Annotated in this window: 17 protein-coding genes; 6 read left to right on the forward strand and 11 right to left on the reverse strand. The window is 64.0% G+C overall.

Annotation, left to right across the window (positions count from 1 at the left end):
• Positions 1–2: 2 nt before the first annotated feature.
• Positions 3–1625 (reverse strand): alkaline phosphatase D family protein, encoded by a 1623-nt coding sequence (locus ACSBM8_RS12025; RefSeq protein WP_442678256.1) that lies wholly within the window; start codon positions 1623–1625, stop codon positions 3–5.
• A 207-nt stretch (positions 1626–1832) separates the two neighbouring features.
• Entirely contained in the window at positions 1833–3935 is a 2103-nt protein-coding gene (locus ACSBM8_RS12030) for a M3 family metallopeptidase (RefSeq protein ID WP_442678257.1), read from the reverse strand.
• Positions 3936–4092: 157 nt separating this feature from the next.
• Between ACSBM8_RS12030 and metX the strand changes: the two genes are divergently transcribed.
• From metX to metW, 3 genes are read left to right on the forward strand one after another with little or no spacing between them, the layout of a single operon-like run.
• On the forward strand, positions 4093–5214 hold the full coding sequence (metX, locus tag ACSBM8_RS12035; RefSeq protein ID WP_442678258.1) for a homoserine O-acetyltransferase MetX: 1122 nt from the start codon (positions 4093–4095) through the stop codon (positions 5212–5214).
• Positions 5211–5648 (forward strand): GNAT family N-acetyltransferase, encoded by a 438-nt coding sequence (locus ACSBM8_RS12040; RefSeq protein ID WP_442678259.1) that lies wholly within the window; start codon positions 5211–5213, stop codon positions 5646–5648. The genes metX and ACSBM8_RS12040 overlap by 4 nt, the downstream gene beginning before the upstream one ends.
• Positions 5645–6232 (forward strand): methionine biosynthesis protein MetW, encoded by a 588-nt coding sequence (gene metW / locus ACSBM8_RS12045; RefSeq protein WP_442678260.1) that lies wholly within the window; start codon positions 5645–5647, stop codon positions 6230–6232. The genes ACSBM8_RS12040 and metW overlap by 4 nt, the downstream gene beginning before the upstream one ends.
• A 106-nt stretch (positions 6233–6338) precedes the next feature.
• On the opposite strand, the gene pheT is transcribed toward metW, so the two are convergent.
• From pheT to rpmI, 8 genes are all read right to left on the reverse strand, one after another.
• Positions 6339–8702: a phenylalanine--tRNA ligase subunit beta gene (pheT, locus tag ACSBM8_RS12050; RefSeq protein WP_442678261.1), complete on the reverse strand. Its 2364-nt coding sequence runs from the start codon at positions 8700–8702 to the stop codon at positions 6339–6341.
• On the reverse strand, positions 8699–9760 hold the full coding sequence (pheS, locus tag ACSBM8_RS12055; protein WP_442681579.1) for a phenylalanine--tRNA ligase subunit alpha: 1062 nt from the start codon (positions 9758–9760) through the stop codon (positions 8699–8701). The genes pheT and pheS overlap by 4 nt, the downstream gene beginning before the upstream one ends.
• A 209-nt stretch (positions 9761–9969) precedes the next feature.
• Entirely contained in the window at positions 9970–11274 is a 1305-nt protein-coding gene (gene pncB, locus ACSBM8_RS12060; protein WP_442681580.1) for a nicotinate phosphoribosyltransferase, read from the reverse strand.
• Positions 11268–12122 carry a pirin family protein gene (locus tag ACSBM8_RS12065; RefSeq protein WP_442678262.1) on the reverse strand — a complete coding sequence of 285 codons (855 nt, stop codon included), beginning with the start codon at positions 12120–12122 and terminating at the stop codon, positions 11268–11270. Before ACSBM8_RS12065 ends, pncB begins: the two co-directional genes overlap by 7 nt.
• Positions 12123–12127: 5 nt before the next feature.
• The gene (locus tag ACSBM8_RS12070; RefSeq protein ID WP_442681581.1) at positions 12128–13135 is read right to left on the reverse strand and encodes a zinc-dependent alcohol dehydrogenase family protein; all 1008 of its coding nucleotides are present in this window, start codon (positions 13133–13135) and stop codon (positions 12128–12130) included.
• Between the two features lie 125 nt (positions 13136–13260).
• Complete coding sequence (locus tag ACSBM8_RS12075) at positions 13261–13959, reverse strand: EAL domain-containing protein (RefSeq protein ID WP_442678263.1); 699 nt, start codon at positions 13957–13959, stop codon at positions 13261–13263.
• A gap of 195 nt (positions 13960–14154) precedes the next feature.
• Positions 14155–14532 carry a 50S ribosomal protein L20 gene (gene rplT / locus ACSBM8_RS12080; protein WP_442678264.1) on the reverse strand — a complete coding sequence of 126 codons (378 nt, stop codon included), beginning with the start codon at positions 14530–14532 and terminating at the stop codon, positions 14155–14157.
• 13 nt (positions 14533–14545) lie between these two features.
• Positions 14546–14749, reverse strand: coding sequence for a 50S ribosomal protein L35 (gene rpmI, locus ACSBM8_RS12085; protein WP_442678265.1), 204 nt, complete (start codon positions 14747–14749; stop codon positions 14546–14548).
• Positions 14750–14928: 179 nt separating this feature from the next.
• Between rpmI and ACSBM8_RS12090 the strand changes: the two genes are divergently transcribed.
• The 3 genes from ACSBM8_RS12090 (at position 14929) to ACSBM8_RS12100 (ending at position 19399) form a co-directional block, all read left to right on the forward strand.
• Positions 14929–17070 (forward strand): AsmA family protein, encoded by a 2142-nt coding sequence (locus tag ACSBM8_RS12090; RefSeq protein WP_442678266.1) that lies wholly within the window; start codon positions 14929–14931, stop codon positions 17068–17070.
• Between the two features lie 80 nt (positions 17071–17150).
• A complete protein-coding gene (locus ACSBM8_RS12095) occupies positions 17151–17675 on the forward strand; it encodes a YfiR family protein (RefSeq protein ID WP_442678267.1) in 525 nt (174 codons plus the stop codon).
• Positions 17676–17701: 26 nt separating this feature from the next.
• A complete protein-coding gene (locus ACSBM8_RS12100; RefSeq protein ID WP_442678268.1) occupies positions 17702–19399 on the forward strand; it encodes an ATP-binding protein in 1698 nt (565 codons plus the stop codon).
• A 35-nt stretch (positions 19400–19434) separates the two neighbouring features.
• On the opposite strand, the gene ACSBM8_RS12105 is transcribed toward ACSBM8_RS12100, so the two are convergent.
• A protein-coding gene (locus tag ACSBM8_RS12105; protein WP_442678269.1) for an IS630 family transposase occupies positions 19435–20377 on the reverse strand; the annotation gives its coding sequence in 2 pieces (ribosomal slippage) (positions 19435–20040 and positions 20042–20377; 942 coding nt in all).
• Positions 20378–20388: the final 11 nt, after the last annotated feature.

Consider the following 20388-nt stretch of genomic DNA (forward strand, 5'->3'; position numbering starts at 1 on the left):
TACTAAGTCGCGAAGACGCGGCGGCCACGCTGCACCGACATGCGATGCGATCCGCTCAGCGCCGTGGTGCGCATCTTGATCGTCTGCATGAAAAGCCACTCGCCGGACACCTGCTGGGGACGGATGTCGAACATCATGTAGCCGCGCCGGCTGGTGTCGGCCCAGCGCAGTTCGGGGTTGGTCGCAACGAAGCCGCGCGCCACGGTCAGCGGATCGGCCGAAAAGCTGTTCTCGAAGCCGTTGGAGGTGATGCTGTGTCCAGCAAATTCGACGCCCGCGCGCTTGCCGTCTTCGCTGAGTGCGAAGGCCCACGCATTGTGGCTGTCGCCCGACAATAAGACGAGATCGGCATCGGCCTGCTGGGCGGCGCGCAACAGGCGCGATCGGGCGGCGGGGTAACCGTCCCAGCGGTCCATCCACATCGGCAAGCCAGCCTTCGACGCACGAATATCGTCCGTGAAGTTGCTGATCGTCTTGGCCGTGGCGTCGCGCCGCAGCCAGCCCAAGGCGTCGGTCGGCATCAACGTGCGGCCGACGATCGTCCCGACCCCCACCAATTGCCAATTGGTCGTACGCGCGTTGCTCTTCAGCGCATGCGCGAGCCAGCTTTCCTGGGTAGAGCCCATCATCGTCGCTGACGGATCATGCCAGATGCCGTCACGGAAGGTCTTCAGCGCCGCATCGGGATCGGCAGCCTTGAACAAGGGTGCCAGATCGGCCTGCTGGGTACGCGCGAGGAGGCGCGTTTCCGTTCGATAGAGGGTGGCGAGCGTCCCGATCGGATAGGCCTTCCAGGGCTCGTCCGAGACCGGCATCCATTCGCGATACACCTGCATCGCCGCCGCACGGCGCGGGTTCCAATCGCCCTCCTTGTCGGGATGATGGTTCTGGGCGCCCCCTTCCCAACTGTCATTGGCCGATTCATGATCGTCCCAGAAGGCCACCATCGGTGCCAGCTGATGCAGGCGCTGCAGATCGGGATCGGCGCGATAGCAGGCATAGCGCAGGCGATAATCGGCGATGGTCAGGATCGCATTGGTGGGTTCGACCGTCCGGCTCACGGCCGGATCCGCGTCATGGAGGGAATCATATTCGTAAATATAGTCGCCGACATGCATCCACAGGTCGAGATCGTCGCGTGCGGCGGCATGCGCGTAGGCATTGAACCAGCCGACCGGGAAGTTAGAGCAGGAAAAGACGGCGAGACCGAAGCGCTGCGTCGGCCCAACCGGTAAGGTCTTGGTTCGGCCAACCGGCGATCGGCTGCCGTCCGGCGCGACGAAGCGATACCAATAGACGGTGCCCGGTCGCAAACCGTCGACGGTGATCTTGGCCGTCCAGTCGCGGTAGGGACCGGTACGAACGCTGCCGCCGGACACAATCCTGGCGAAACCGGGATCGAGCGCAACCTCGGCATCGAGCCGGATCGTGGCGTCCGTCGTGGACGGCCGATACCGCGTCCATAGCAGCATCGAGTCCGGCCCTGGCTCACCGCTGGCGACATTGTGGGTGAAGCCGGTGGCGCGCGGCAGTTGGGCGAGGCCGCGCCCGGCCGGCAGGGCAAGAGCACCCAGGCCCAGCGCGCCGCCGAGAACAAGACTGCGGCGATCAATCTGCAGGACCATTACGCAACTCCACTATAATACCGGAACGAGCATATGTGGAGGCGACGTCCAGCCGTACGGATCATGCAAGCCAGGCTGACGCGCGACACATCCGGCCCGGCTACGCGGTGAATATGACAGTTTTCGGTCAGCCGCGCCCGGCGGCGACGCCATTCATCCCGGGCGCGAGGCGGACCAGCATATGCCCGGATGTCGGCGGCGCCTGCCCTACTTGGCGGGAATACCCCGGCTGCGCAGCAGTGGTGCCACCTGCGGATCATGGCCGGTCATGTTGCGGAACATGACGTTGTAATCCTGCGTGTGCCCGCGGGAGAGGACCAGATCGCGCATGCGCTGGCCGTTTGCGCGCGTCATGCCGCCATGCGCCTTGAACCAGTCATAGACATTCTCTTCGAGCATGTCGGTCCAGATATAGGCATAATAGCCCGCCGCATAACCGCCGCCCCAGATGTGGGAGAAATAGCTGGTGCGATAGCGCGGCGGCACGTGCGCCACGTCCAGTCCGGTCGATGCCAGCGCCTTGGCTTCGAACGCGTCGACGTCCTGCGGTCCGGCGTCGCCCGGCAGCGAATGCCAGGCCATGTCGAGCTGCGCGGCGGCGAGGAGTTCGCCGAAGGAATAGCCCTGATTGAACAATTCCGCGCGCTTGATCTTGTCGACCAGCGCCTGCGGCATCACCGCGCCCGTCTGATAATGTTTGGCATAATGGGCGAGGACACGCGGCTCGAGCGCCCAATGTTCGTTGAACTGCGACGGGAATTCCACGAAGTCGCGTGCCACGGCCGTACCCGAAATGCTGGGATAGGTCTGGCTGGCGAACAGCCCGTGCAAGCCGTGCCCGAATTCGTGGAACATGGTGCGCACATCATCGAAGGTGATCAACGGCGGCTGGCCCGGTGCCGGCTTCGTGAAGTTCGCGGTATTGCTGATAACGGGCTTGGTTCCGAACAGCTTCGACTGGCGGACATAGGAGTTCATCCACGCCCCGCCGGCCTTGTTGTCCCGCTTCCAATAATCGAAATAGATCAGCCCCAGCGGGGTCCCATTCTCTTCGAACGCCTCATAGACCCGGATGTCGGGATGGAAGGTCGGGATGTCGGTGCGACGTTTGAAGCTGAGCCCGTACATCTGATTGGCGGCATAGAAGACGCCGTTTTCCAAGACGTTCCAGAGTTCGAGATAGGGCTTCGTCTCATTCTCATCGACGTCATATTTCGCCTTGCGGACCTTCTCCGCATACAGATCCCAATCCCATGGCTGCGCCTGGAACCCGCCCTTTTCGAGATCGACTGCCTGCTGCACCTCGGACAGCTCGCGTGCTTGCGCGGCGGCCGTGGGGGCGTCGAGCGCGTTCAGGAAATTGCGCGCCGTGTCCGACGTCTTCGCCATCTGTTCGGCCAAGGAATAATCGGCCCAGGTTGCGAAGCCGAGCAGATTGGCCTTCTTTGTGCGCAGCTGGATGATCTGCACGATGGTCGCGCGCGTATCATTGTCATCGCCCTTTTCCGCGCGCGTCCAGCTTTGTTTGAACAGCGCCTCGCGCGTCGCGCGATCCGTCAGCGATTGTAGCGCAGGCTGGGTCGTCGTGTTCTGAAGCGAGAGTAGATATTTGCCGGGCAGGCCGCGCTCCTGCGCATCGCGCTGCGCGGCCTCAACGCCGGCGCTTCCCAGCCCGGCCAGCTGCGCCGGGCTGTCCACGATCAGGGCCCCGGCCTTGGTAGCGGCCAGCAGTTTTTGCCGGAACGCTACGCCAAGCGAGGACAGCTGCTTGTTCAGATCGCGCAACGTCGCCTGATCGGCAGCGGACAATTGCGCGCCGGCCCGCACAAAATCCTTGTAATAATCATCGAGCAGCATCGCCTGCTCTTCGGTCAGCTTGAGCGACGCCTTGCGATCGTTCAGCGCTTTGAACCGCGCAAACAGCTTGGGATCGAGATAAATCGCGTCGCTATAGGCCGCCAGCTGCGGCGCCAGCGCGGCCTGCGTCTTTTGCAGCACCGGATTGGTATTTGCCTGCGCGACCTGCCCGAATGCGAGCTGGGCGCGATTGAGCATCTGCCCCTGCCGCTCCATCGCGACGACCGTATTATCGAAGGTCGGCGCGGCAGGATTGTCGGCGATCTTGCGGATCTCCGCCAAGCTCTGCGCGATGCCCAATTCGATCGCCGGCTGATAATCCGCGTCGCTGATACGATCGAACGGGGGTGCCTGATATGGCAGCGTGCTTTGCTGTTCGAACGGATTGGCGGCGAGCACCGGAGCGACGGTGAATATGGCGGTGGCGGCAGCGAGAAGCGAGAGGCGAACCATTTGTGATCCTTATGTGATTTCCTATGGTAGCCGCCGCTTCGCCCCAATGTCGAGCGATTGGCAGGCCGCTACGGATCGGGCGGTCGGGCGCTTTTCACGGCATCGGCGGCACATGGAGTTGACAATGGACGCGGCGCCCCCCTAGCCGACCGCTCCGATGTCCGACGATCAACGCTTCGGCCTTGCACGCCATGTCACCCTGCCCAGGCCCCTCAAGCTTGACGGCGGCGGTGTCCTCTCGCCGGTGGACATCGCTTATGAGACATATGGCACGCTGAACGCGGAGAAATCGAACGCGATCCTGATCTGCCACGCACTGACCGGCGATCATCATGTCGCTTCGGCCCATCCGCGCACGGGCAAGCCCGGCTGGTGGACACGCATGGTCGGGGCCGGACGTCCGATCGATCCGGCCCGCCATTTCGTGATCTGCGCAAACGTGCTGGGATCGTGCATGGGTTCGTCCGGACCCGCCACCATCCGGGCGGAGACGGGCGCGCCTTATGCCATGTCGTTCCCGGTCATCACGCTGCGCGACATGGTGCGCGCACAGGCGATGCTGCTGGATCATCTCGGCGTGGCGACGCTGGAGGCCGCGGTCGGCGGATCGATGGGCGGCATGCAAATCCTGGAATGGGCGGCAAGCTTTCCGGACCGGGTGCGCGCCGCGGTCGTGATCGCATCTGCCGCGCGCCATTCCGCGCAGAATATCGCCTTTCACGAAGTCGGGCGCCAGGCGATCATGGCCGACCCGAACTGGCGCGGCGGCAATTATTACGGGCGCGGCGATCCGCCGTCCGCAGGGCTCGCGGTCGCGCGAATGGCGGCGCACATCACCTATCTTTCGGAAGCGGGCCTGCACGACAAGTTCGGCCGCAAGCTGCAGGATCGCGGCGAGAAAGGGTTTGGCTTCGACGCCGACTTCCAGGTGGAATCCTATTTACGCCACCAGGGGATCAGCTTCGTCGATCGGTTCGACGCCAATTCCTACCTCTATATCACACGCGCGATGGATTATTTCGATCTGGCGGAGGAGCATGGCGGCCTGCTCGCAAATGCGTTCAAGGGCAGCAAAACCCGCTTCTGCCTGGTCAGCTTCGACACGGACTGGCTGTACCCGACGGGGGAATCGCGCGCGATCGTCCACGCGCTGAATGCCGCAGGTGCCGCAGCGAGCTTCGTCGAACTGTCTTCGCCATTCGGTCACGATGCGTTCCTTCTGGATGTCCCGCAATTGTTCGGCGTGGTCGACGGCTTCATTCGCGCGGGTGCGCGATGAGCGATTTCACCTTGTCCGACGATCGGGCCCGGCTCGACGTTGCCCGCATCCATGACTGGCTGGCGTCCAGTTACTGGTCACCGGGTATCGCGCGGGAAACGGTGGAGCGCGCCATTGCCGGTTCCCATTGCCTCGGGGCCTATCGCGCCGACGAACAGGTCGCCTTCGCGCGCATGATCACCGATCATGCCACGTTCGCGTGGCTGGCCGATGTCTGGGTGGATGAGCCGTGGCGTGGCCACTGCCTCGGCAAACGCCTGGTTGCCTGGTTTCTGGATCATCCCGCTTATGAAGGGATACGCCGCTTCGCATTGGTGACGCGTGACGCGCACGACGTATATGCGGCGAACGGCTTTTACCCGCTGATCCGACCGGATCGCTATATGGAGCGGCTGGCGCCCGCCTTCGCCGACGCGCTACGGAACGCCCCATGAGCCTGCGCCCCGACCTTGCGATAATCGCGCAGCATGTGGCGCCCCGGTCGCGCGTCCTGGACATTGGCTGCGCCGACGGTGAACTCATGGCCGAACTGCGCGATCACGCGCAGGTCGATGCCCGCGGCCTGGAGATCGATCCCGCGAACGTGAGCCTTGCCGTCGGCAAAGGCCTGTCCGTGATCCAGGGCGATGCCGACACCGATCTGGTATATTATCCCGATCATGCGTTCGACTATGCGATCCTGAGCCAGACGCTGCAGACTGCACGTGCGCCGGACAAGGTGCTTACCGAATTGCTGCGGATCGGCACGCGCGCCTTCGTGTCCTTTCCCAATTTCGCCTATTGGCGGGTCCGCTGGAACCTGATGTGGGGCGGCAGAATGCCGGTGACGGCGGCGCTGCCGGTCTCGTGGTACGAGACCGAGAATATTCACCAGCTTACCATCGACGACTTTCGCGCCTTCGTGGCGGAACGCGGACTGGTTGTGGAAGATGCGTGGTTCCTGACCGAAGACCGCCGCATTTCGAGCGCGGCCGCCAATCTGCGGGCCGAGCATGCGGTGTTCTTACTGCGACGCTGAGCGACGGCGCGGCCCCGGCGGATGCCGGGGCTACTGCTATCTCGATCGCCTTTGCCTCCAGCGGCCCCGGCCTGCGCCGGGGCGACGACCAATGGCCACAGTTTTGCTAGCCTCTCAGGCGCGCACCGGTCTTGGCCGCGGCCGCGACGATTTTCTCCGAGATGGCCTGCAGGTCGGCCTCGGCGAAGCTCTTCTCGGCCGGCTGGAGCGTGACTTCGATTCCCAGCGACTTCTCATGCTCAACAAGGCCGGGGCCTACGAAGACGTCGAACAAAGTCACCTCCACGATCGCATCCTTGTCGGCGCCGCGTACGGCCCGCAACAGGGCATCGGCCGGGGCGTCGCGTTTCACCACGAAGGCGAAATCGCGCTTCACGGGCTGTAAGGCGGGCGGCGCGTAGGCTGTCCGCATGCGCCCGGCGTCCCGACGCGCAGGAACGGCATCCAGATACAGTTCCGCCGCGACAGCGGGGCCGTCGAGACCGAAGGCTTTGAGCGTCGCGGGATGCAGCTCGCCAAATTCGGCCAGGATCGTCTTGGGGCCTAAGCGCAGCGAGCCGGAGCGGCCGGGATGCCAGGTCGGCGACAGCGCTTCCATCACCTGAAGCCTGTCCACCGGCGCACCGGCGGCGGCCAACAATGCGATGGCCTCATCCTTGACGGCATAGGCATCGAGCGGGGCCTTGCGGCCACGCCAATCGCGGGGTGCGTCGCCGGCAAGCAGCAAGCCCAGCGTCGCGCGTTCGCCATCGGCAAGATAGCGGCGGCCGAGCTCGAACAAGCGGACCGGACCGGCCGCACGATCCAGATTGCGCCGCGCCGCCGCCAGCAACCCCGGCAGCAGTGAGGGACGCATGGCCTTGAGATCTTCGCTGATCGGATTGGCCAGCACCCAGGCGGCGCCACCGAAATGATCGGCCTCGCCCTGGGGCAGGAAGCTCCAAGTCACCGCTTCGTTGAGACCGCGGGCCGCCGCCGTGCGGCGCACGATGCGCTCCACCTTCTGCTCCGCGGTCGCGGTCGGCCGGGCTACACCATCCGGGCGCGGCAGAGGCACGGCGGGGACATTGTCGATCCCCTCGATCCGCACGATCTCCTCGACGATATCGGCCGTTCCCTCCACGTCGCGGCGCCAACTGGGGACGCGTACCGTCCACGCCCCATCGATACCGAAACCCAGCCTGGTGAGAATCTCGCGCTGGCGCTCGGGCGCCACCTCCATGCCGCCGAGGCGCGCCGCAGCAAGCGGATCATATTTGAAGGTCGCATGACCGACTGGCGGCTGCCCCGCCTCGATCACGTCGGACGCTTTGCCGCCGCAGATCTCGATCACCAATTGCGTGGCGATCGCCAGACCTTCGCCCAGGAAGGCGGGATCGACGCCCCGTTCGAAGCGCTGCCGCGCATCGCTGGTCAGGCCGAGCTTCTGGCCGGTACGCGCGATGGTATCGGGCGTGAAATAGGCGCATTCGATCAGGACATCGGTGGTCGTTTCCGAAACACCCGAGTCCGCGCCGCCCATGATCCCGCCAATGTCGAGCACGTGCGCGTCATCGGCAATAACGGTCATCGTCGCATCGAGCTGATAGTGCTTGCCGTTCAATGCCGTCAGGCTCTCGCCATCCACTGCCTTGCGGGCGACCAAGCCGCCCCGCAGCTTGGCGACATCATAAACGTGCAGCGGACGCCCATGGTCCAGCATCACATAATTGGTGATGTCGACCAGTGCCGATATCGGCTTCTGCCCCACCGCGATAAGACGCCGCTTCATCCAGTCCGGTGCGTTGCCATTGGTGAGGCCGCTCACGGACCGCGCGAAGAAGGCCGGGCATCCCTCGGCATCGTCCGTCGATACGGGCACGACCGAAGGCCCGTCGCCCCGGATCGTGGGGATGTCGAGCGGCTTCAGCGTGCCGTAGCCACCGGCCGCAAGATCACGGGCGATCCCGCGCACGCCCATGCAATCCTGGCGGTTGGGCGTCACCGCAATGTCGATGACGGGATCGGACAGGCCCCTGTAATCGGCAAAGGATGTGCCGACCGGCGCATCGGCAGGAAGTTCGATGATGCCGTCATGCTCCTCGCCGAGTTCCAACTCGCGCGCCGAACACATCATGCCGTTCGATTCCACGCCGCGGATGGCGGCGACGCGGAGTACCATGCCGTTGGCGGGCACGGTCGCGCCGGCCGCGCCGAACACCCCGACCAGATCCGCGCGTGCATTCGGTGCGCCACACACGACCTGCAGACCCTGCCCGTCGCCCGTATCGACCGTCAGCACCTGCAATTTGTCGGCCTGGGGATGCGGGGCAGCGGTCAGCACGCGGGCGACGGTGAAGCCCGCCAGCTTGGCAGAGGGATCGTCCACGCCTTCGACCTCAAGCCCAAGCTTGGTGAGGCCAACGAGCAGCTCCTCCAGCGTGGCATTCGTGTCGAGATGTTCCTTCAGCCATGACAGGGTGAACTTCATGCCCCCACTCCCCCGCTGAGCGTGGGCACATCCAGCGCCCGGAACCCATAATGTTTCAGCCAGCGCAGATCGCCGTCGAAGAAGGCACGCAAATCGTCCATCCCATATTTCAGCATGGCCAGACGATCGACACCCGTGCCGAACGCGAAACCCTGATATTCATCCGGATCAAGGCCGCAGGCCGCGATCACCTTGGGGTGGACCATGCCCGAGCCGAGCACCTCCATCCAACCTTCCGCGCCGCCGATCACACGACGCCCCTTCTCGATCGAATAGCCGACATCGACCTCCACCGAAGGCTCGGTGAAGGGGAAGAAGGACGGTCGCAAGCGCAGCACGATATCGTCGCGTTCGAAAAAGGCCTTGAGGAAGGTCTCCAGCGTCCAGCGCAGATGGCCGAGGTGGATGCCCTTGTCGATCACCAGACCTTCGATCTGATGGAACATGGGCGTATGCGTCGCATCGCTGTCGGCCCGATAGACACGGCCCGGGGCGATGATGCGGATCGGCGGCTGCTGGGCGAGCATCGTCCGAACCTGCACCGGCGACGTGTGCGTCCGCAGCAGCATCTTCGCCTCGCGGCCCTCCGCATCCGGAAAATAGAAGGTGTCATGCATCGCCCGCGCGGGATGCGTTTCCGGAATATTCAGCGCGGTGAAGTTGTGCCAATCATCCTCAATCTCCGGCCCGGTCGCAACCGCGAAGCCGAGATCGGCGAAAATCTCCGCAAGTTCGTCCATCACCTGACTGACCGGATGGACGCTGCCCTGCGCGATCGGCGCCACCGGCAAGGTCATGTCGAGCGTTTCCGCGACCAGCCGTACGTCGAGCGCGGCGCGATCCAGTGCCAGCTTGCGCGCGGCGATCGCGTCGGAAACCGCAATCCGCAATTCCTGGATTTCGGGACCTTTCACCTGACGATCTTCCGGCGTCATGCCGCCCAGCGTTTTGAGCAACGCGGTGATCGTGCCGCTCTTGCCCAGCGCGCGCACGCGGATCGCTTCCAACGCGTCGGAATCATTGACGGCGGTGATGGCGTTCAGCAGCTCGCTGCGCATCTGATCGGGGTCGGTAGTCACGTTTCAGCCTTTTAATGCAGGTCGATCGCCCAGCTTATATGGGCGTCGTCTTCAGGATCGCAGCCCATGCCCATGCCGGCCCAGGCGCCCGCCCGCGCATACGCTGCAATGCGGAATTGTCCACGCCGGTTTCCTTGGTCAAGCCATAGATCCGCCTACCGGTGCAATAGCGCGAGGAGGGTAGCCGCTCAGACGGTCACGGCCTGGTCGACCCGTCCCTCCCCACCGAAGACGCGCAAATAACGGGCAATTTCCGCCGGATCGCCGCTGGCCTTGGCCGGGTTGTCGGAGAGCTTGACCGCCGGGCGCCCATTCGCTTCGACGACCTTGGCAACGAGGGAGATCGGATCGAGTCCGCCGCCGCCATCGGGGTCACACCCGCGGAAATCATTGGTCAGGTTGGTGCCCCAACCGAAGCTCATCCGCACCTTGCCATGGAAATGGCGGTAGACGTCCTCGATCGAGCCCACGTCCATGCCGTCGGAGAAGATGAGCAGCTTCTCGCGCGGGTCGCGATCATGCGCCTTCCACCAGGCAATGATCTGCTCACCGGCGGCGATCGGCGGGGCGCTGTCGGGGCGAAAGCCGGTCCAGTCGGCCACCCAGTCAGGGGCATCGCGCAAAAAGGCGGCGGTGCCGAACGCATCGGGCAAAGCGACCAGCAGATTGCCGCCATAGAGCTGACGCCATTCGTCCAGCACGCGGAATGGCGCTTCGCGCAGGCTGGCATCGCTGTCGGCCAGTGCGGCTTCCACCATGGGCAGTTCATGCGCGTTGGTGCCGATCGCCTCCAGATCGGAATCCATCGCCAGCAGCACGTTGGAGGTGCCAATGAAACGATCCCCCAGTCCTTCCTTCAGCGCCTCCACACACCAGCGCTGCCACAGGAAGCTGTGGCGCCGACGCGTACCGAAATCGGACAGGACCAGATCGGGCAGGCCACGCAGCCGATCGACCTTTTCCCACAATTTAGCCTTCGCGCGTGCATAGACGATGTCGAGCGCGAAACGCCCTTTGCCGCGCAGCGCCATCCGCCCCTTGAGCTCATTGATGATCGCCAGCGCCGGAATTTCCCACATGGTGGTTTCGGCCCAGCTGCCGGCAAAACGCAGTTCATACTGACCGTCGCGAGCCTGCAATTCATATTCGGGCAGCCGAAAGTCGGCGAGCCAGGCGATGAATTCCGGCGTGAACATGCGTTCACGGCCATAGAAGCTGTTGCCGGCCAGCCAGATCAGCTCCTTCTTGGAAAAACGCAGCGTGCGCGCATGATCCAGCTGATCGCGTAATTCCCGTTCGTCGATGATGTTGGCCAGACGGACCTGGCGGCTGCGGTTGAACAGTGCAAAGGTCGCATGGACGTCGCGATGGCGCTGCAAGATCATTTGCAGCATCAGCAGCTTGTAGAAATCGGTATCGAGCAGGCTGCGGACGATCGGATCAAGCCGCCAGCCATGATCGTACACGCGGGTTGCGATGTCGGTTTTCATGATGCGGGGCGGTTGAAGGCACCGGCATGATAGTCGCGGATCGCGGTTTCGATCTCCTCACGGCTATTCATCACGAACGGCCCGTGCGCCACCACCGGCTCCCCGATCGGATCGGCATGGCCGAACAGCAGAACCGTATCCTGATCCGCCGCGATAGCGACTGCATCCCCATCATCCGCCAGCGTGACCAGATGCCAGCGATCGACCGATGCCCCAGCGATGCCGATCCGGCCGCTCACGACATAGAGGAACACGTTGCGACCGCGCGGGGCCGGCAGCTCCACGCGGCTGCCGGCCTGCAAGGTGACGGTAGCCATGAAAACACCCGTCAGCGATTCGATCGGGCCGCACACCGCGCCATATTCGCCGGAGATGAGCTGCATCATCGCGCCGTCGCCATCGAGCGTGAAGGACGGGATACTCTCGGCCTGCAGCCCCGTATAGCGGGGCGGCGTCATCTTGAGCCGCCCCGGCAAATTGACCCATAGCTGCAGAATTTCGAGCGGACCGCCAGCATCCATGAACGCCTGGGGCGACAGCTCGGCGTGGATCAACCCGGCGCCAGCCGTCATCCACTGGACGCCAGCTGCTTCAATCACGCTCTCATGGCCGCCCGTATCATGATGCGCGAGGCTGCCGGCGAGAATGAAGGTTACGGTTTCAAAGCCGCGATGCGGATGGGGCCCAAAGGGCAGCCCCCGATTGTGCGGCGGGTAGATCTGCGGACCATGATGGTTGAGGAACAGAAATGGATCGACCTGCGGCAAGCCCGGCGCCGGAAGCGGGCGGCGCGTCGTGAGATCGCCGATATCGTCGCGGATCGCGCCATGAACAGCGGTAACCGTCCGCAAGGCCGTCACCATTCCACCCCGACCTTACCGTAATGATCGCCAGTCTGCTGGTGGCGGAACGCGTCGGCCAATTGTTCCAGCGGATAGCGCCGGTCGACTACCGGCCGCACGCCACCCGCCTCTAGCGCGCGCACCATATCCTGCTGCTCGGCGCGGCTGCCGACGATCAAACCCTGGAGCCGGGCCTGCCGCGCCATCAACAGCGCCGTCGGGACCTCTCCGCCCATGCCGGTAAGCACCCCGATCAGCGAGATGTGACCGCCCACCCGCACGGCTTCGATCGACTGGGCCAGCGTGCCGGGGCCGCCGACCTCGACGACGTGGTCGACGCCACGTCCATTCGTCCAGTCGCGGACGGCGTGCCCCCAATCCTCCCGCGCGCGGTAGTTGACACTATATTCGGCGCCCATGGCGCGGGCGCGCTCCAGCTTTTCATCGGAGGAGGAGGTGATCGCGACGCGCGCACCCATCAACTTCGCCAGTTGCAAGGCCCAGATCGATACGCCGCCCGTGCCGAGCAGCAGGACCGTATCACCCGCCTTCAGCTTGCCGTCGACCACCAGCGCCCGCCACGCGGTGAGCCCCGCTGTGGTGATGGTGGCGGCCTCCACGGCGTCATAGCCTTTCGGCGCGCGGGTGAACGCGGTCGCGGGGCGAACCACGACATCCTGGGCGAACCCATCCATGCCGTCGCCGGGTGTGCGGCTGAAGTCGCCGATCGTTGCGGTGCCCGCCTGCCAATCCGGAAAGAAGCAGGACACGACCGCGTCGCCCGCGGCAAATTCACGCACGCCATCGCCCACGGCTTCCACGATCCCGGCGCCATCTGCCATCGGCACGCGACCGTCCGCTGTCGGCATTCGGCCCGTAACCACCCCCAGATCGTGGAAGTTGAGCGAGGTGCCGTGTAGCCGGACGCGAATCTCCCCCGCGCCAGGATCTTCGGGATCGGGCCGATCCTCCAGCACGAGGCGATCAAGCCCGGCTGGGGCGTGCAAGACCATTGCTTTCATCATCGGCTCCCAAAGCGTGGCGGGCGATGTGCGGGAGCCGTAGGCAGCCGTCCGCACAAAGGCCCCGTGTCTTTGGCAGAATGACGTGAGCGGGGCGATCGTTCCTGGCTAATTCCGCTCTTCACTTACGCCAAAGCGGGAAAGACGGCCTCCGGCAGTTGTTCGAACCCGGGGCGCGCGAACAGATAGCCCTGCATGAAGCGGATGCCGAGGCGATCGAGCGTCGCCGCTTCCGCCACGGTTTCGACGCCTTCCGCGATTAGCACCGTATCGAGGGCGGCGCACATCCCGACCGTCGCCGCGATCACCGCGCTGCGCCGAGGATCGCCATCGACGCCGCGGATCAGGTCCATGTCCAGCTTGATGAGATCCGGACGGAAACGGGCAAACCGGCCCAGCCCCGAATAGCCCGCGCCGAAATCATCGATTGCGACGGAAAAGCCGATCTTTCGGTAGGTATCGATGATCGCTTCCACATGTTCGGGCGATCCCATCTCCTCATTCTCGGTGAATTCGAAGATCAGCCGATCGGGCGGGAAACCCGTCTGCGCGGCGGTAGCGAGCGTGAGCTGGATGCAGGCCATTGGCGAATAGACGGCATTTGGCAGGAAGTTGATCGACAGCTTTGCCCCCGTCGCCACGATGCCCGCCGCGACGGCGGTTTGCAGCGCCTTGACCCGGCATGCCTGATCGAAGGCATAGCGGCTTTCGCGTGTGACTTGATCGAGCACGATGGCGGCCGGCTCACCCGCGGGGCCGCGCACCAGGGCTTCGTAGGCGAAGACACGCCGCGCCGGCAGATCGACGATCGGCTGGAACGCCATGGAGAAGGCGGTTTCGAAGGCCGCGCCGTCGCGGCAGCCTGAACAGGAGGATTCGGATGTTGTCATTAGACGTAAGAACGCGTCACGATGCACATTACGCAAAATTATATCCACGCGATGGCAGCAGCAATCGCCAAGAAAAAAGGCGTGGAGGCCTTGCCCCCACGCCTTTCCATTCTCTTGCCGTCGATCGGGTTATGCCGCGACGCGGGCACCTTCCGGCAGTGCTGCCTTCGCCTGGGCGATGATGGCACTGAACACGGCGCCTTCATGCATGGCGAGATCGGCCAGGACCTTGCGGTCCAGATCGACGCCGGCCAGCTTCAGGCCGTGCATGAACACGCCGTAGGTCAGGCCTTCGGCCCGCACGGCAGCGTTGATGCGCTGGATCCAGAGTGCGCGGAAATTGCGCTTGTTAACCTTACGGTCGCGATACGCATATTGACCCGCCTTCTCCACCGCCTGGCGGGCGATGCGGATCGTATTCTTGCGGCGGCCATAATAGCCCTTCGCATCCTCAAGGATGCGCTTATGCTTTGCGTGCGTAGTTACGCCGCGCTTGACGCGTGCCATGTCCCGCTACTCCTTAATTGAGGCCGTAGGGCGCCCAGAGCTTCACGCGCACCGTATCGGGAGCGGCGAGCACATCGGTGCGGCGGTTCTGGCGAATATATTTGGAATTGTGGCTGATCAGGCGGTGGCGCTTGCCAGCGACACCGTGCTTGATCTTGCCGGTGGCGGTGAGCTTGAAGCGCTTCTTAACGCCGCTCTTCGTCTTCAGCTTGGGCATTTTCGTCTCCTTTTCGAGAGCGATCAAGAACGGCCACGGCAGCCCATACTAGCCGGGCAGTTCATCCATTATCGCTTGGAAGGGCGCGCCTATAAGGCAGTATGGCGGGCTGTGCAACCATCCATCGCACGCCGCCGCGCCGGCGGAACCCCTGCCGATGCGGAACGGTTACACGCTCGATGGCCCAAAGTGTAGACAGCGATTCCGTAACACGCCCCCCGCTCGACGCGGACTTGCGGGACAAGCGGCGACTGGCCGGCACGCACACGCTGGCAACCGGCATATCGATCCTGGCAACGCTGATCGGGCTGATCTTTCTGGCGTGGCTGGTGCTGTTCGTCACGAAGGGCAGGTTCCTGAAGCACACGTTCGAACGCATCGCCAGCTCCCATACCGGGCGCAGCGTGAAAGTAGCGGGCGACTTCAACCTGTATTTCGATCCTTTCGTCACCAAGTTCCTTGCCGAGGGGCTGAGTATTTCCAACCCCGAATGGGCGTCCAAGCCCAATTTGTTTCAGGCCAAGCTGATCGACACGCGGATCGATACGTTCAGCTTGCTGTTCGGCAACCAGGCCAAGGTGAACTGGATCAATCTGGTCGACGGCGCAGCCGACATGGAGTGGGACGCCCGGCGCAAGCAGAATACGTGGACCTTCGGCAAGGGCGGCGGCAAACCTTTCAAGATGCCGCTGATCCAGCGCGCCCAGATCGACGGAACGACCGCGCGATACCGCGATCCGACGATGCAGCTTTCCGTCGACGTGGCTTTCCAGGCGATGAGGGCACAGGACAATAAATTCGGCAATGCCGTCCGCTTCACGGGCGACGGAACGATGCGGGATCGGCCCTTCAGGCTGTGGGGTAGCCAATCCTCACCCAACCAACTGATGGCGGGCGGCACGAATAAATTCGATCTGCATGCTAAGGGCGCTCTGTTCCGAATCGATATTGCCGGCAATCTGCCGGGCGCGACGATGATCGAGGGCAGCGATCTGGCGGTCGCCGCGCGCGGGCCGAACATCCGCTATCTGTTCGATCTGATCGGCGTCGCCGTTCCCGAGACGCGCACCTATCGGCTGAAGGCCCATATGGTGAAGCAGGGCCAGGAATATCGCTTCACGCGCCTCACCGGCTTTTATGGAGCAAGCGACATTGCGGGGCGCTTCACCGCGCGCGTGCCGGCCAACAGCGACGAACGGATGCTGCTGACTGCGGACATCACATCTCGGCATGTCGACATCATCGATGTCGGCCCCTTCATCGGATATGACGCCACCGCCTTGGCCAGCAAGGGCGCCACCGCAGCCGCAACGACGCAGAACAAGCGTGACGGCGTTCCGCGCATCCTGCCGGACGCGCCGCTGCGCAGCGATTCGATCAAGAGTTTCGATGCGAAGGTGAATTATTCGATCGCGACGATCAACCAGCCCTTCATTCCGGTTTCCAATATCGTGCTCGGGCTGGATCTCGATCGCTCGCTCCTGAAATTGTCGCCGCTGAATTTCGACGTGTCGGGCGGGCACCTGCGTTCCGATATCGTGATCAACGCCCGCACCCCCTCGGTCGTCACCGATTACGACATCCGTCTCTCGCCGACGCCGATCGGCAAACTCCTGTACAAGAGCGGCGTCGCCGATGCGCCCGCGTCCGGCATGATGACCGCGCGCGTGAAGATGCGCGGCGTTGGGGATTCGCTGCGCAAGAGCCTCGCCACTTCCTCCGGTCGTATTGCCGTCATCCTGCCCAAGGGCACATTCTGGACGCAATATATTCAGCTGAGCGAATTCGATCTCGGCGTATTCTTCCAGCGGCTGCTGCAGGACAAACTGAAGAAGCCGGTTCAGGTGAATTGCGGTCTGATCGGTTTCACCGTGCGCGACGGCATCGCCGCCGCCGATCCGATCCTGATCGACACCGACAAGAATGTGATGACGGCCAAGGGCGGCTTCAGTTTCAGGGATGAATCGCTGAGCCTCGCCTTCCGCGCCGACGGCAAGAAGTTCAGCCTGTTCTCCGGGCAGTCGCCCGTCGGCATTGGCGGTTATTTCGCCAAACCCCAGATGCAGATCATCACACCGCAATTGCTGGCCCGCGGCGGCGCCGGTCTGGCGCTTGGCCTCGTCGCCAGCCCGGTGGCGGCGATCATTGCCTTCGTGGACCCGGGCGATGCGAAGAGCGCCGCCTGCGGCCCCGTTCTGGCCGGCGCGAAAGCATCGGCGCAACGCACCACCAAGGGCGAGCCCCGAAAGGATGTGGGCTCAGGCAAGAGCCGCGACGTGAAGGCGGAAAAGACGCAGAAGAAGTTCCTGGGCATCTTCTAATCGACCCGCCCACGACGCTGGACCTCGCCATGCCGGTTGATGTTGCGTATCGGGGCGGGGTGGCAGCAAAAGGCATCGGAATGGCACTGGCCGGCGCGCTGAGCGTGATGGTGACTCTCGCCACCGCAGGCGTTGCGGAGCCTGCCGACCTCCCGCTGGAGGCGGCGGTGAAGGCCAGCTACATCTACCGTTTCGCCCCGTTCGTGCAATGGCCCGAAAGCGCCTTTGAGGGCCCTAACGACCCGCTCACCATCTGCCTGGTCGGGCACGACCCGTTCGGCCGGATTTTGGATGATGCGGTCCGCGGGCAGCGGATCAACGGCCGCCCCGTCACGGTTCACCGCATAAGCGAGATCAAACCCGAACCAACCTGCCATATCCTTTTCGTCGGCGGCGGGGCGAATTCGGAGGAGATGTTGCAGATGGTCGCGAACCAGCCGGTGCTGACCGTGACCGATCAGACCGGCGGGGTGACGGGCGGTATCGTTCAGTTTGTGACGGTCGGAGACCGGCTGCGGTTCACGATCGATCAGGCGGCCGCGCAACAGCATGGCATCGCGATCAGTTCGAAGCTGCTTGGCCTTGCGGTCAACGTAACCCGATGAGCCGCCCATCCTTGCTTCGAAGGGCATTGCTGCGTGTTGCCGAGACGCCGGCGATCGGCATCAGTCTCGCATTGGCTTTGCTGCTGGCCAGCCTGTTTCTTGCTTTCCACAACGAGAATCAGGCGCGTGCCGAAAAGGTGCGCGAGGTTGAGGTCCAGGCGCGCGTGCTGGCGGGCAGCCTGGCCGGACCGCTGGCGTTCGATGACGACACCGCAACCCGAGAATATATCGACGCCCTGAAAGCCAGTCCCGATTTCGATGCCGTCGGCGCCTATGCGGCCAATGGACGTCTGGTCGCCGGCTTTTCGCGCGCGGGGGAACCGCTGCCGCAGGTCAACCATGTACGGCGCCCCACCCTGCGTGGAGACGAACTGATCGTGACCGCGTCGGTCGAACAGGGCGGCACCAAGCTGGGCTCCGTCTATCTGGGCGCCGCCACCGAAAACTGGTCGCGCCGGGCGACGCGCTATCTGGGTATCGCCATCATCATCGTCATGGCTTGTCTGCTGGTGGCCGTGCTCGGCGCGTCTTATGCATCGGTCAGCGCCGCTAACCGCCGGCTGCAGGCGGAGATAGCCGGGCGCCGCGACGTCGAAGAGGCGCTGCGTCAATCCCAGAAGATGGAGGCGATGGGCCAGCTGACCGGCGGGGTCGCCCACGACTTCAACAATCTGCTGATGGTCGCATCGAGTGGCATCGAATTGCTGGAGCGGACGACCGATCCGGTTCGCCGCGATCGGCTGAAGGACGGCATCCGGCAGGCGATCGACCGCGGCGCGAAGCTGACCCAACAACTCCTGACCTTTGCGCGGCGCTCCCCCCTGACGCCCGAAGTGATCGACGTGGGCACCCGCTTGCGCGGGCTGGAGGACCTGCTCGAACGATCGCTGCGTGAGGATATCACGATCGCCTTCGACCTCCCCTCTGGCCTGTGGCCGATCGAGGTGGACGCGTCGCAGCTGGATGTGGCGGTGCTCAACATCGCGATCAATGCGCGCGACGCCATGCCGGACGGCGGTGTCATTGCGATCAGCGCGGCGAACATTCCGGCATCCGGTGAAGCCGAACGGGATATGGTACGGGTGTGCATCCGCGACAGCGGCACCGGCATCGCCCCCGATATGGTGAAGAAGGTGTTCGAGCCCTTCTTCACGACAAAGGGTGTCGGCAGTGGCACCGGGCTGGGCCTGAGCCAGGTTTATGGATTCGTGCAGGCGTCCGGTGGCAGCGTTCGTATCGATAGCGAACTTGGCGTGGGAACGAGCGTGTCGCTGCTGTTCCCACGCTCGACGCTTGCGGTACCGATCAGCGCCGGCAAGGCGGCGACGGTCGAGGATTCCGGACATGACACGACCGTCCTGGTGGCCGAAGACGATGATCATGTCGCGGAGCTGGTATGCGAGATGCTGGGCGAGCTCGGCTATAATAGCCGCCGGGTGACGAACGCGACGGACGCGCTGCGGCTGGTGAAGGAGGACGGACCGATCGACCTCGTCCTTTCGGACATGATCATGCCGGGGAAGATGAACGGGCTTGAGCTGGCCCGCCAGGTATCGCGGCATAAGCCCGATCTGCCGGTCGTGCTGATGACCGGCTTCAGCGAAGCCGCCGCCTCCGCCGCTGCCGAGGGGTTCCCGCTGCTCGCCAAGCCTTATACGATGGAAGCGCTGGGCGAGACGCTTGGCCAGGCCCGCCGCGCCAAGGCAATGCCGTCGCTCGCCTGACCGTAGCGCTGCGGGATCGCTAGACTCGGTTTCTTTTAGATGGAAGCATATCCGGAGTTTCGGATGTATGCGGCGCACTCGTCTGGCGAGAAGCGGTCGAGCAGCGAGCCAATGCGGCGCCAGGTGTCCTCGGTGGTGCGCTCAGCCGCTCGCCTGAGCATGAGTTTAAGTTTGGCGAAGACCTGTTCGATGGGGTTCAGATCCGGCGAGTAAGGCGGCAGGAAGAGCAGCTTTGCGCCGGCTGATCGTATCGCTGTGCGGACACCGGGCCCTTTGTGGCTTCCCAGATTGTCCATGATGACGACGTCGCCGGGCGCGAGGGTCGGCACCAGGAACTGCTCGACCCAAGCTGCGAAGCTCTGGCCGTTGATCGGCCCGTCGAGCACACAAGGGGCGTCGATCCGGTCGGCGCGAAGCGCGGCAACGAAGGTCAATGCCGACCATTTGCCAAAGGGTGCTCGGCCGATGAGCTTGCGCCCGCGCTCGCTCCAGCCTCTGATCGGCGTCATGTTCGTCCTGGCCCATGTTTCGTCGATGAAGACGAGACGCGCCGGATCAAGCCGGCCCTGATATTTCCGCCACTGCGCTCGCCTTCGCGCGATCACTGGCCGCTCTTGCTCGACGGCGAACAGAGTTTTTTTTGAACGTCTTCCCGGCCGACCGGACCAGGCGCCATACCGACACCGTGCTCGTCAAGATGCCATGCCCGGCCAGATCGGCCACGAGCATACGCATCGTCATGTCGGGTGACGCATCCAGCAGCGAAAGAACCAATTCCCGATGCGGCTCGAGCAGAACCTTGCGATGGCCGCCCATTTTGTTCGCTGCAGCCGTTCCCGTCGCCCGTAAACGCTGCGACCACTTCACCGCGCTCGACACGCTCACATCGAACGTCCGCGCGACCTCCCGGCACGACCGTCCCGACACAACCGCCGCCGCAACCCGGTCACGAAGATCATTCGAATAGGGCCTCGCCATCGCTCCCTCCT

Source organism: Sphingomonas sp. ASY06-1R, assembly GCF_052180265.1.
Lineage (GTDB): Bacteria > Pseudomonadota > Alphaproteobacteria > Sphingomonadales > Sphingomonadaceae > Sphingomonas_I.

Excerpts from the sequence above, each read along its gene's own strand:
- pheS (WP_442681579.1), bottom strand. The coding sequence starts at position 9,760 with ATGCGCAGCGAGCTGCTGAACGCCATCACCGCCGTCAATGATTCCGAC.
- ACSBM8_RS12090 (WP_442678266.1), top strand. The coding sequence starts at position 14,929 with ATGGCCCAAAGTGTAGACAGCGATTCCGTAACACGCCCCCCGCTCGAC.
- ACSBM8_RS12030 (WP_442678257.1), bottom strand. The coding sequence starts at position 3,935 with ATGGTTCGCCTCTCGCTTCTCGCTGCCGCCACCGCCATATTCACCGTC.
- rpmI (WP_442678265.1), bottom strand. The coding sequence starts at position 14,749 with ATGCCCAAGCTGAAGACGAAGAGCGGCGTTAAGAAGCGCTTCAAGCTC.
- ACSBM8_RS12095 (WP_442678267.1), top strand. The coding sequence starts at position 17,151 with ATGGCACTGGCCGGCGCGCTGAGCGTGATGGTGACTCTCGCCACCGCA.
- ACSBM8_RS12070 (WP_442681581.1), bottom strand. The coding sequence starts at position 13,135 with ATGAAAGCAATGGTCTTGCACGCCCCAGCCGGGCTTGATCGCCTCGTG.
- metW (WP_442678260.1), top strand. The coding sequence starts at position 5,645 with ATGAGCCTGCGCCCCGACCTTGCGATAATCGCGCAGCATGTGGCGCCC.
- rplT (WP_442678264.1), bottom strand. The coding sequence starts at position 14,532 with ATGGCACGCGTCAAGCGCGGCGTAACTACGCACGCAAAGCATAAGCGC.
- metX (WP_442678258.1), top strand. The coding sequence starts at position 4,093 with ATGTCCGACGATCAACGCTTCGGCCTTGCACGCCATGTCACCCTGCCC.
- ACSBM8_RS12040 (WP_442678259.1), top strand. The coding sequence starts at position 5,211 with ATGAGCGATTTCACCTTGTCCGACGATCGGGCCCGGCTCGACGTTGCC.
- ACSBM8_RS12075 (WP_442678263.1), bottom strand. The coding sequence starts at position 13,959 with ATGGCGTTCCAGCCGATCGTCGATCTGCCGGCGCGGCGTGTCTTCGCC.
- ACSBM8_RS12025 (WP_442678256.1), bottom strand. The coding sequence starts at position 1,625 with ATGGTCCTGCAGATTGATCGCCGCAGTCTTGTTCTCGGCGGCGCGCTG.
- pheT (WP_442678261.1), bottom strand. The coding sequence starts at position 8,702 with ATGAAGTTCACCCTGTCATGGCTGAAGGAACATCTCGACACGAATGCC.